Origin of the sequence: Rhodoferax sp. U11-2br (genome assembly GCF_018619435.1) — a bacterium.
Lineage (GTDB): Bacteria > Pseudomonadota > Gammaproteobacteria > Burkholderiales > Burkholderiaceae_C > Rhodoferax.
Window position 1 is genome coordinate 17375 of sequence record NZ_JAHFZF010000030.1, and the last position, 12189, is coordinate 29563.

The 12189-nt window shown below is 61.8% G+C and carries 9 protein-coding genes; 8 read left to right on the plus strand and 1 reads right to left on the minus strand.

Annotation, left to right across the window (positions count from 1 at the left end):
• Positions 1-73 precede the first annotated feature (73 nt).
• The 4 genes from KKO72_RS16785 (at position 74) to KKO72_RS16800 (ending at position 6515) form a co-directional block, all read left to right on the plus strand.
• Entirely contained in the window at positions 74-1009 is a 936-nt protein-coding gene (locus tag KKO72_RS16785) for a LysR family transcriptional regulator (protein WP_214941485.1), read from the plus strand.
• A gap of 82 nt (positions 1010-1091) precedes the next feature.
• Entirely contained in the window at positions 1092-2147 is a 1056-nt protein-coding gene (locus KKO72_RS16790) for an NAD(P)/FAD-dependent oxidoreductase (RefSeq protein WP_214941488.1), read from the plus strand.
• 134 nt (positions 2148-2281) lie between these two features.
• On the plus strand, positions 2282-3256 hold the full coding sequence (gene gluQRS, locus KKO72_RS16795; protein WP_214941491.1) for a tRNA glutamyl-Q(34) synthetase GluQRS: 975 nt from the start codon (positions 2282-2284) through the stop codon (positions 3254-3256).
• A 55-nt stretch (positions 3257-3311) separates the two neighbouring features.
• Positions 3312-6515: an EAL domain-containing protein gene (locus tag KKO72_RS16800; protein WP_214941494.1), complete on the plus strand. Its 3204-nt coding sequence runs from the start codon at positions 3312-3314 to the stop codon at positions 6513-6515.
• 83 nt (positions 6516-6598) lie between these two features.
• Here KKO72_RS16800 and KKO72_RS16805 read toward each other — a convergent pair whose 3' ends face one another.
• Positions 6599-9238 carry an EAL domain-containing protein gene (locus KKO72_RS16805; RefSeq protein ID WP_251140727.1) on the minus strand — a complete coding sequence of 880 codons (2640 nt, stop codon included), beginning with the start codon at positions 9236-9238 and terminating at the stop codon, positions 6599-6601.
• 98 nt (positions 9239-9336) lie between these two features.
• Here KKO72_RS16805 and trmB point away from each other — a divergent pair, with 98 nt between their 5' ends.
• The 4 genes from trmB (at position 9337) to KKO72_RS16825 (ending at position 12188) form a co-directional block, all read left to right on the plus strand.
• Complete coding sequence (trmB, locus tag KKO72_RS16810) at positions 9337-10092, plus strand: tRNA (guanosine(46)-N7)-methyltransferase TrmB (RefSeq protein ID WP_214941511.1); 756 nt, start codon at positions 9337-9339, stop codon at positions 10090-10092.
• The gene (locus tag KKO72_RS16815) at positions 10079-10984 is read left to right on the plus strand and encodes a pseudouridine synthase (protein ID WP_251140728.1); all 906 of its coding nucleotides are present in this window, start codon (positions 10079-10081) and stop codon (positions 10982-10984) included. Before trmB ends, KKO72_RS16815 begins: the two co-directional genes overlap by 14 nt.
• Positions 10985-11117: 133 nt before the next feature.
• On the plus strand, positions 11118-11570 hold the full coding sequence (locus KKO72_RS16820; protein WP_214941514.1) for a FecR domain-containing protein: 453 nt from the start codon (positions 11118-11120) through the stop codon (positions 11568-11570).
• Positions 11571-11573: 3 nt separating this feature from the next.
• Positions 11574-12188, plus strand: coding sequence for an OmpA family protein (locus KKO72_RS16825; RefSeq protein ID WP_214941517.1), 615 nt, complete (start codon positions 11574-11576; stop codon positions 12186-12188).
• The last annotated feature ends 1 nt before the right edge of the window (position 12189 follow it).

A 12189-nucleotide genomic window follows, 5' to 3' on the forward strand; every position in this document is an offset into this window, starting at 1 on the left:
CGGGCACACCTCTGTGATCTCCCTGAGGTTTTGATGGCATCATTCAAATGTTTCGAATAAAAGAATGTCGACCATGCAAACCGCACGCAAGGTATTGACCCCTGAAGCGCTCGCCATGCTGCAAACCATTGCCGATACCGGCAGTTTTGCGGCCGCCGCGCGGGCCTTGGGCATGGTGCCCAGCGCCTTGACTTACCGGGTCCGCCAGATGGAAGACGCGCTGGATGTGCTGCTGTTTGACCGCAGCTCACGCCAGGCGGTGGCCACCCAGGCCGGGCTGGAGCTGTTGCGCGAAGGTGAACGCCTGCTGCAAGAGATTGACGCGGTGGCCAACCGTGTCAAACGTGTGGCCACCGGCTGGGAGCCGCAGTTCACCATTGCGGTGGACGCCATCATCGCCAAGGCCACGGTGATGGAACTGTGTGAGCGTTTTCTGGAAGGCGCACCACCCACGCGCATCCGGCTGCGTGACGAAACCCTCTCAGGCACGCTGGAGGCGCTGACCAGTGGCCAGGCCGACCTGGCCCTGGGTGTGGCCGACATGACGCAAAACATCGGCCTGCACGGTCAGTTGCTGGGAGAAGTGCGTTTTGTATTTGCGGTGGCACCCCACCACCCGCTGGCCGCGTCAAACGAACCGCTGTGTGATGAGGAGTTGCGCCAACACCGCGCCGTGGCGGTGGCCGACACCATCAGCCGCGGGCGCGGCATGAGCATCGGGTTGCTGGGTGGCCAGGACGTGCTGACCGTGGCCACCATGCAGGACAAACTCGACGCCCACATCCGCGGTCTAGGCTGCGGCTTTTTGCCCGAATCGATGGTGGTGGACCACCTCGCCACCGGGCGGTTAGTGGCACGCAACACGGTGCGCGCGCCGCGCGTCGTCAGTCTGAACTACGCCTGGCGCGCCAGCAGTGCCACGCCCGGGCGAGCAATGCAGTGGTGGCTGGATGTGCTGGGCAGCGCCACCACACGCGCGGCTTTGCTGCAGCGTCACCGAGGCGTGTAAAGTCGGTCACAACGGCGGGAGACAACTTGCCCTTCACAACAACACAACACGCCTACACACCTTTACCTCTGGAGCCAACACTATGAACAAATCCCCTCGCATGCGCCAACACATTGCCGTCATTGGTGCGGGCATGGCGGGTGTCACCTGCGCACGCACCCTGGTGCAGGCGGGCCACACCGTCACTCTGTTTGAAAAAAGTGGCGGTCTGGGAGGACGCATGGCCACCCGCGACAGCGCCTTTGGCTCGTTTGACCACGGCGCCCAATACTTCACCGCACGCGACCCACGTTTTGTCATGGCGCTGGAAACCTCGCCCGCGCTAGTCAAACGCTGGAGCGCCAACACCGTGCAGGTGATTGACGAGACAGGCCAGGTTGACACCTCCGCAGCACCGGTGAACGAAGCACACTGGGTCGGTGTGCCGGGCATGAACGCGCTGGTGGCGGGCTGGGCACGCGACATCCAGGCACCCAGCCAGATCGAGTTACACGCCCGCGTCACCCTGATCGAGCCCGATGCCCTCAAACCCGGGGCCTGGCAACTGCGCACCGAAGGTCCCGATGACGCGCGCCATGTGTACTCCGGATTTAACGCTGTTTTGATGGCTATCCCAAGCCCCCAAGCGCAAAGTCTGCTACAAACTTCGAAGTTGGCCGAGGCCTGGCTGCCCTTGCTCGACGGGGTTGACATGGCGCCCTGCTGGACGTTGATGCTGGCCTTCCCCCAGGCCATGCAACCCGATCTGTCTACACTGGGGCCGCAGTGGAGCGCGGCGCGCAGCAAACACCACCGCATTGCCTGGCTGGCCCGTGAATCGAGCAAACCCGGACGCAGCCCGATTGAGCGCTGGACGGTACAGGCCAGTGCCGACTGGTCACAGGAACATCTGCAGGATGACCCGGTGCGGGTGCAGGCCAAGCTGCTCAAGGCCTTTGGCGAAGTTACCGGCATCCACGCCGAACCCGCATTGGTCGACAGCCAGCGCTGGCTCTACGCCAAAACCCGCCAGACCCTGGGCCAGAGCCACTTGTTCAATGCCGAACTGGGCTTGGGCCTGTGCGGCGACTGGTGCCAGGGTTACCGGGTGGAAAACGCCTTTGTCTCCGGTCTGGAACTGGCTCTGGCGGTGCTGTAAGCTGCGAGCCAGGCAGGCACAAAGCAGCGTCGAGCTGCCTGGCGGCGGCTGTTCCGGGTGCCTGCACCGACCGGTTTGATGGCCGCGCCTATGGTGCGGTTGTCACCAAAAAGCCACTGTTCACCGCGCCAACCATGAGTCTCTACACCGGTCGCTTTGCCCCCTCACCCACCGGTCCTTTGCACGCAGGATCCTTGGTGGCGGCCCTGGCCAGCTGGCTCGATGCGCGCGCCCACGGCGGGCGCTGGCTGCTGCGTATCGAAGATGTGGACCACAGCCGCTGCCTGCCCGGTCTGGGCGAGTTCATCTTGCAGCAACTCGGCCAGTGTGGGCTGGTACCGGATCAGCGACCGCAGTACCAATCGCAGCGCAGCGGGCTCTACCAGCAGGCGTTGCAGACCCTGGTCGAGCGAGGTCTGGCCTACCGGTGCAGTTGCACCCGCAAACAGATTGAGGCGGTGCTGGCCCAACACGGCGCAGGCAAACCACGCCATGGTGAACTGGTTTACCCCGGCACCTGCCGCTCAGGGCCACACAGCGCCACCACCGGGGCGTGGCGCCTGCGCACCGACATATATATAAAAAATATGCCTCTGGCCCTTATTCAAAAAGGGGATGTAGCTACTGATTCAATAGTATTTCCACACCAACCCGCCCTCTGCACCCAAGCCCTGGTGGAGCCCACCAAGTGGCTGGACCGCCGCCTGGGCTCGCAGCAGCAGGACGTGGCCACGGTGGTGGGTGACTTTGTGCTTAAACGTGCAGACGGCTGTTTTGCCTACCAGCTCGCGGTGGTGGTGGACGATGCAGCACAAGGCATCACTGACGTGGTGCGGGGCGCGGATTTGGCCGACAACACCGCCCGGCAAATCCTGCTGCAGCGCGCCCTGGGCCTGCCCACACCGCGCTATCTGCACACACCGCTGGTGCTGGGCGCCAATGGCGAGAAACTCTCCAAACAAAACGGTGCAGCCGCACTGGACCTGCAGCGCCCCCTGGACGCGCTCAACCAGGCAGCCCAGACGCTGGGTCTGTTGTCACAGACAGGCACCCTGGCCGAGGCGCTGGCGGCCTGGGTTGCCCTGTGGCCCAGCGCGCCACCCCGCTAACAAGCTTCTCAAAACCCGCCGGTGTGCCCATAATGAAGCGGGAGTACACACCAGCATGACACACCACCTGGAAGCCTCGATCGGGTTTGCTTGCGAGCCCACACCACAGCTTGTCACGGCCAGCGAGTCCATCCTGACGCTGCTGGGTGTGCCCGCGCAGGATTTCCTGAACGGTACCGTCAGCTGGACCGGTCTGATCCACCCGGACGACCAGGATGTGGCCGAACAGCTGTTCACAGAGGCTGCTGGCCCACCCCATGGCAGCCTCAACATCCGCCTGCGCCATGCGGACGGCCGCATTCGCTGCTGCCGACTGCGCTACCGGCGCCAGCCAGAGCACATGCCGGTGGCGCTGCACGTGCAGCTTGCCGATGCCCGCACGCTCTACCAACCCAACGCCCAGCGTTTGATGCCCAACTTTGTGGCCATGATGGAGAACACCGATGACTTCATCTACTTCAAAGACCGCAACCACGTCTTCACCGGTGCCAGCCAGACCCTGGTGGGCATCACCGACCCGTCCGAGCACTGGCGTGACCTGATCGGCCAAACCGATTACGACGTGTTCCCAGAAGCCTTCGCCGATGTCTATTACCGCCTGGAGAAGCAGGTGTTTGCCGGTTTGCCGGTTGCCCACGAGGTGCAGGCGATTCCCACCCGTGATGGCCGCACCGGCTGGGTGGACAACCGCAAGTACCCGATCACCAATGCCCAGGGCGAGATCATCGGCCTGTTTGGTGTGGCCCGTGACATCACCGAACTCAAACTGACCAAAGACGCGCTGTCTGAGAGTGAACACCGCTTCAGAACCATTTTTGAGGAACTGCCCTCGATCTCGGTGCAAGGCTACAACCGGCAACGCCAGGTGATTTACTGGAACCGTGCCAGTGAGCAGCTGTATGGTTACACCCGCGAACAGGCGCTGGGCCGCCAGCTTGAAGACTTGATCATTCCTGAACCGATGCGGGAGGCGGTGATTGGCTTTGTCGACGCCTGGACCCACGGCGGCCCGGCCATTGGCTCGGCCGAGCTGACACTCCAAGGCCGGGACAAGCAAGCGGTGGAGGTTTTCTCCAGCCATGTCATGTTGCACAGCGCAGCGGGTGAACCCGAGATGTATTGCATCGACATCGACATCTCCGAGCGCAACCGGGCTACACGCGAACTGCGCGCCAGTGAAGCTTTTCTGCGCACCATCATCGATGAACTTCCTGATGCGCTGGTACTCAAGGACCAGCGCGGCAACTTCCTGTTGTGCAACCAGGCCGTCGCCCGGCTCTATAACACCACGCCTGAGGCCATGGTGGGCAAACACGATGAGGACTTCGGCGTCACCCCGGAGATGGCGGCCTTTTTCCGGGCCAGCACCCAGGCCATCATTGCCGCAGGCACCACCCAGGTGGTGATGGAAGACAGCCGCGATGCCCTCACGGGTGAAGTGCGTCACCTGCGCACCATCAAGAAGCCACTCAAAGATGTCGATGGCCACGACCAGGTGCTGGTACTGGGCCAGGACATCACCGATCTGGTGCGAGCCCAACGCCAGGTGGCCGAGAGTGAGCAGCGCCTGCAGCATGTGATGGAAACCACACGCGAGGGCATCTGGGACTGGCATCTGCCCAGCAACCACGTCGTCCACAACCGCCAGTGGTATGCCACCTTGCTCTACGCCGAACACGAGATCCCGCCCACCTCGGAAGCGTTTGTCACACTGGTCCACCCTGAGGATCTGGAAGCGGTCAAGAAGCGGATCAACGATCTGGTCAACGGTGTCAGCGACGACTACCACTCCGAGCACCGCCTGATCCGCAAGGACGGCAAAGTCATCTGGGTGCAGGACCGCGGGCGGGTGGTGACGCGTGATGCCAAAGGCCAGGCATTGCGTATCGTGGGCAGCTACTCAGACATCAGTTTCCAGAAGGAACACCAGCAGTACCTGGAGCGCATCGCCCACTACGACCCGCTCACCAGCCTGCCCAACCGGGTGCTGCTGGCTGATCGCATGCAACAGGCCATGGCCCAGGGCAAACGCCGGGGCCTGCAGGTGGCTGTCGCCTATCTGGACCTGGACGGCTTCAAAACCATCAACGACCAGCATGGCCACACCATGGGTGATCTGTTGCTCACCAGCATTGCCAGCCAGTTCAAGGCCATGATGCGTGAGGGCGACACCATTGCCCGACTCGGAGGAGACGAGTTTGTCGCGGTGTTTGTCGACCTGGTCGATGTGCAGGACAGTGTGGCGCTGATCCGGCGTTTGCTGGAGGTGGCCTCGCGCCCGACCGAAGTGGATGGCCTGATGCTCAAGGTCTCAGCCAGCATCGGTGTGAGCTTTTACCCCCAGGCCGAAGAAAGCACCGCCGACCAGTTGTTGCGCCAGGCCGACCAGGCCATGTACAACGCCAAGCTGTCGGGCAAAAACCGCTACCACCTGTTTGATGCCGAACACGACCGCCATTTGCGCGCCCGCAACGACACACTGGACCGCCTGCAGCAGGCCCTGGAGCAGCAGGAATTTGTGCTGCACTACCAGCCCAAGGTCAACCTGCGCAGCGGCAAGGTGGTCGGTCTTGAAGCCCTGATCCGCTGGCAACACCCCGAGCGCGGGCTGCTGGCACCTGGCTTCTTTTTACCCGATATCGAAGGTCATGCGCTCAGTGTGGCGCTCGGTGAATGGGTGCTGACAACAGCACTGGCCCAGGCCCAGGCCTGGGCCTCTCTCGGGCTGCACCTGGCGGTCAGTGTGAACATCTCGGCCCAACACTTGCAGCAGCCCGATTTTGTTGACAGGCTCAAGCAGTGTCTGGCCGCTTATCCTGACACACCCCATGGCAGCCTGGAACTGGAAGTGCTGGAGACCACCGCGCTCGATGAAGTGGATGCGGTGGCCGCCGTCATCCGCGAATGTGCCGCGATGGGTGTCCGTTTTGCGTTGGATGACTTTGGCACCGGCTACTCCAGCCTGACCTACCTGAAACGCCTGCCAGCCCAGGTGCTGAAAATCGACCAGTCCTTTGTGCGCGACATGCTCGACGACCCGGAAGACCGCGCCATCGTGGAAGGGGTTCTGGGCCTGGCCCGTGCGTTTGGTCGCCAGGCCGTGGCCGAAGGTGCGGAAACAGCCGCCCACTGCGGCCTGCTGCTGCGTGTGGGCTGTGATCTGGCACAAGGTTATGGCATCGCCCGCCCAATGCCCACCGACGCGGTGCTGGGCTGGGTGGAAAACTGGCAGCCGGACCTGGGCTGGCTGAACGACTGATCTGACCCTAGAACCATGGGGCTGCTCACCGGGCGCCCGCTCAGGAGCCTCCCAAAAAAGCTGTCACCGCGCCATCAGGCGGTTCAGATCACAGCTTGTTGCGCCCGGACAAACGCCTCAAATGCCGACACCGGAAGCGGCCTGCTGAAGTAATAACCCTGCGCCTCATCACAACCCTGCAGGCGCAAAAAAGCCAGCTGGCTGGCAGACTCAACCCCCTCGGCAATGGTCTTGAGGTTCAGGCTCGCGGCCAGGTTGATGATGGCGGTGACGATCGCCTTGTCATCCGGGTCGTCGCTGATGTCCCGCACAAAACTCTGGTCGATCTTGAGTTTGGACACATTGAACTTCTTGAGGTAACTCAAAGACGAGTAACCCGTGCCGAAATCGTCAATGGCCAGGTGGATGCCAAGATCGTGCAACTGGTTCATCAGCGTGATGGCGGCCATCGGGTCGTCCATCGCCATGGCCTCGGTCAACTCCAGTTCCAGGTATTGGGGTGGCAAGCCCACCTCGCCCAGGATCTGGGTCACCATGCTCAGCAGATTGGGGTGGCGAAACTGCACCGCCGACAGGTTCACCGACACCACCATAAGTGCCATGCCGTCGTCGATCCAGCGCTTGAGCTGGGTCACGGCGCTGCGCAACACCCATTCACCAATGGCAAGAATCTGACCGCTGTCCTCGGCAATCGGGATGAATTCAGCCGGTGACAGGTTGCCCATCTCCGGGTGTTGCCAGCGCAGCAAGGCCTCTGCACCCACGATATGGCCATCCTGCAAGGACAACTGCGGCTGGTAATGCAGCGTCATCTCGCCACGCGACAGGGCAAAGTGCATGGCGTTGACCAGCTGCAGCTTGCGCGCCGCATGGGACTGCATCTCCTGGGTGAAAAAAGCAAAATTGTTGTGACTGGCCTGCTTGACGCGGTACATCGCGGTGTCGGCGTTTTTGGACAAGGTTTCAAAGTCCAAGCCGTCATAGGGATACAGGGCGATCCCAATCGACAGGGTGCTGACCAGCTCGTAGGTGTCCATCTTGAACGGCTCGTGCATCACGGCCAGCAGCTTCATCGCAATCTGACTGGCACGCTCCTCGTTGACCGCAGGCAACAACAGGATGAACTCATCCCCTCCCATGCGCGACAAGGTGTCCCCGGCGCGCAGTGTGGCGCTCAGGCGCTGAGCCACCTGCACCAGCAGGCGGTCGCCCATGCTGTGGCCCAGGGTGTCATTGACATTCTTGAAGTGGTCCAGGTCCAGGAACATCAGCGCCAGGCCCTCGCCACTGCGCTGTGCCAATTGGTGGGCAAAATCGAATCGCGCCTGCAGCTGGCTGCGATTGGGCAGACCGGTGAGCTGGTCAAAATGCGCCAGCTGGGTGATGCGCTCGTCGGTGCGTTTTTTTTCCGTGATGTCACGGGTGATCGACAACACACACTCCACCTCGTCCAGACGCACCAAGGCGGCTGATACCAGGCCGGTCAGCACACTGCCGTCCTTGCGGCAGAACTCTGCTTCCAGGTTGTCGCAATGCCCGTCGCGGTTTAACGCGTCAACGAGGCGTTGGCGATCTTCGGAGCAGCGCCAAACGTTCAGGCCCTCAGCGGTTTGTCCCAGCACATCAGTGGCCATCCAGCCAGTCACCTGCTCAAAGCCGCGGTTGACATCAATGTACAACCCGTCAGACCGGCGGGTGATGCTCAACGCGTCAGGACTGGTGTGAAACGCCTTGCGATAGCGCTCTTCGCTGTCCGCCAGGCTGAGCAGCGTGCGTCGACGGTCCGCTTCGTCAGCAAAGCGACCCAGCGCAAAACTGATGTCCATCGCCATTTCCAGCAGCAGCGAGCGGGCCGCGTCGTCAAACGCATGGGCCTCGCCGGCATACACCGTCAACAGGCCCGCCAGCTGGCCACGGCGATGCAGCGGCAAGGAAGCGGCAGCGCCCCAACCATAAGTTCTGGCCCGGTTGTGGCAGACCTGGGCGTCTGGGTCATTGGCAAAATCCTGAAACCAGTAGGGTTCACCGGCGCGCAAGGCCCGGTCTGAGGGCCCCAGACCCTGGCTGGCATCGGTGCTGGTGTCAATGACCAAACCACTCAGGGAGTCAGATCCCTCCCCCACCCAGGTCACCGGCTTGATCACCCCGGTGGCGGCGTCCATCACACCGATCCAGGCCAGCTTCAAACCACCATGCTTCACCGCATCGGCGCAGATGATCGGGAACAGCTCGGCCTCACTTTTGCAACGCACAATGGCCTGGTTGCACTGGCTCAAGGCGGCGTAAAGCTGGGTCAGCCGCTGCAGTTTGCGTTCTGCCAGAACGTGCTGGCTGACATCACGCGACAAGACAATAAAACTCTCGGCTTGCCCCGTACCATTGTCCTTGCGCGAGACAGACAGTTCAAACCAGCTCAGCCCGCTGGGCAGCATCAGTTCGACACGACACCCTTTGGAGAAACCCAGGGTGTGCGCCTCCTTCAAGGCGGCCAGACAAGCGTCAGCAGTGGCCTGGGGTAAAAGTTCATGCAGCGTCTTGCCAATGAATTCCTCAGCCGGTACCGCCAGCAAGTCGGTGCGGGGCGAGTGGTAATCCAGATAACGCCCCGCCAGATCCACCTCAAACAACAAATCGGGCAAGGCATCCAGAATCGCCCGCAGACGACGCTCAGCTCCCGCCTCGGTCATCGAGGCATGGGCAGAAAGCGCAGGGTTGTCTGACATAGGTGAAGGTCCGATGAGAGGTGTCTTGGCAAGCGGGGCCATTTTGATCGCATTTTCACGACAAATCTACAATCCACTGCACTTTGAGCACCCACACCATGACCCAAGACACCCCACCAGCACCGGCCATCCCTGAGCGGCGCGCCATCCGCAGTTTTGTCAAACGCACCGGGCGCACCACCGCAGGCCAGACCAAAGCCTTGGACGAATTGGGACCGCGTTTCTTGCTGCCGTACCAGCCAAATACTCTTGATTTTGTAGCAGCATTCACTGATAAAAAAAGGGCTACAGGCCAAAATGACATCAAACCGACACCTCTCGTTCTGGAAATTGGTTTTGGCATGGGGGAGGCCACCGCCCACATCGCCGCGCTGCTGCCGGACACCCATTTCTTGTGCTGCGAGGTGCATGACCCCGGCGTCGGCGCGCTGCTCAAACGCATTGGTGAACAGGACCTGCGCAACATCCGCATCTGCGCGCACGACGCGGTGGAGGTGATTGACCACATGCTGCCCGAACAATGCCTGGACGGGGTGCACATCTTTTTCCCCGACCCCTGGCACAAGGCGCGCCACAACAAACGCCGCCTGATCCAGGGCCCGCTGGTGGCCAAGCTGGCGGCACGCCTCAAGGTCGGCGGTTACATCCACTGCGCCACCGACTGGCAGGAATACGCCGAGCAGATGCTGGTGGTGCTGGGTGCCGAGCCGCTGCTCAAAAACAGCGCGCTTGTGTCTCACCCAGAATTACAAGGCTACGCGCCCAAACCACACTACCGGCCACTGACCAAGTTCGAAAACCGCGGCCTCAAGCTCGGCCACGGCGTCTGGGATCTGGTGTTTGAGCGCATTTAAACCACCGGCCCGCAACGGCGTCGGCCCCAGCTGTGTGGGTCTGACTGCAGGCCCCTGGCCCAGCCTGATCGACTTTCTGGTCGAGCGTTTTCCCAATGTAGCGCGCCACACCTGGCTGGAACGCCTGGCGCGGGGTGATGTGATCAACGAGCACGGCAACTCAATCACTCCTGAGCAGGCCTGCCAGTCACCCTACCCGGCCCACACCCGGCTCTATTACTACCGCGAGGTGCCCAACGAATCCCCCATCCCGTTTGAGGAGGTGGTGTTATACCAGGACGAACATCTGCTGGTGGTGGACAAGCCCCACTTCTTGCCGGTGGTGCCCTCCGGTGGCTACCTGGCTGAGACGGTGCTGGTGCGGCTCAAGAACAAGCTGGGGCTGGACGACTTGGTGCCGATCCATCGCATTGACCGCGACACTGCCGGGCTCGTGCTGTTCTCCAAACAACCCAGCAGCCGCGCCGCCTACAGCGCCCTGTTCAGCCAACACCAGGTGCATAAAACCTACCACGCGATTGCGCCCTGGCGAGCGGATGTACCCATGCCACAAACACGCCACAGCCGCATCACCGAGGCCGGGCACTTCATGCTGCAGCACGAGGTGCCCGGTGTGCCCAATGCGCTGACCCACATCGAGGTGCTGCAGGTGCAAGGGAATCTGGCACGGTATGCCTTGCGCCCCGTCACCGGCCAGCGCCACCAGTTGCGCGTCCACATGCTGGCGCTCGGCCTGCCCATCCTCCACGATGGTCTGTACCCCGAACTGACACCCGAAGGCCAGGTCGACCACAAGCACCCGCTGCAACTGCTGGCCAGAGAACTGGTGTTCACCGACCCGATCAGCCAGACCCGGCACCACTTGGTGAGCCAGCGCCAGCTGATGTTCTGAACCACAGGACGGCGGAAAAATGCCGCGACCCCACTGTGGCGCCGCCACCGCACACCTCAGCAAACGTCTTGGCCCATCACGCTGAACACTGGTAGCATGCAATTCGGCACAGCACTTTTGACAGGAACACTGCATGAAGATCAAGCCACTTCTTACCTCAGGGGCACTGGTACTCGGTCTGGTGACAACGGCCGCCTGGGCCGATGAGGCGGTCATCGGTTACATCAAGACGGTGCAGGGGCAGGCCACGGTGGTAGCGAGCGGCCAAAGCACCACAGCCGCGCCCGGCACACCTGTGAGAGCATCGGATACGTTGAAGACGGGCCCGGCCTCCAGCCTGGGCATCACACTGAGCGACAACACCTTGTTGTCGATGGGTCCGGACACCGAACTGATGGTAGAGGAGTACCTGTTCAACCCGGCGCAGGACCAATTGAAACTCGGCGCCAGCCTGGGCAAGGGCTCACTCAACTATGTCTCGGGTGTGATTGCCAAGCTCAAACCCTCGGCGGTGTCGGTACGCACACCTACCGGCACGATTGGTGTGCGCGGCACCCATTTTGTGGCGCTGGTGGTGCCGGAGTAAACCATGTCTACCCAACACACACGCCCCACTCTTGCCACGCTTTTTGGGTTGCTGGCCAGCGCACTGTTGCTAAGCCTGACCGGCTGTGCCAAAAACTATGTGGTGTTGCTGCCAGATGAGGATGGCACCCTGGGCAAGGTGGTGGTCACCAGCGGGCAGCACACCACCGTGCTCGACAAGAAGAACCAAGGCACCTTGATGGGGGGCACGCACAGTGAGACCTTCACCGTAACCAACGAACAACTGCAAATAGATTTTGGTGCAGCGTTGGCGGCCAGCCCCAAGAAACCGACCAGCTACCTGCTGTATTTTGAAACGGGCCAAGCGCTCCTGACCAAAGCCTCACAGGCCGAGATTCCCGTGATCAAGGAAGACATCAGCCATCGCCCAGGCGTGGATGTGGCCGTGATTGGCCACACCGATACCAAAGGCGAAGCACAAGCCAACTATGAACTGGGTTTGACACGCGCCAAGCTGGTGTCAGCCTTGATCAGCGATGCGGGTGTCAGCACTGAGCGGCTTTCGGTGGAGTCGCATGGCGAGAAAAACCTGCTGGTTAAAACACCGGACGATGCCGATGAGCCAAGCAACCGGCGTGTGGAAGTGATCGTGCGCTAAA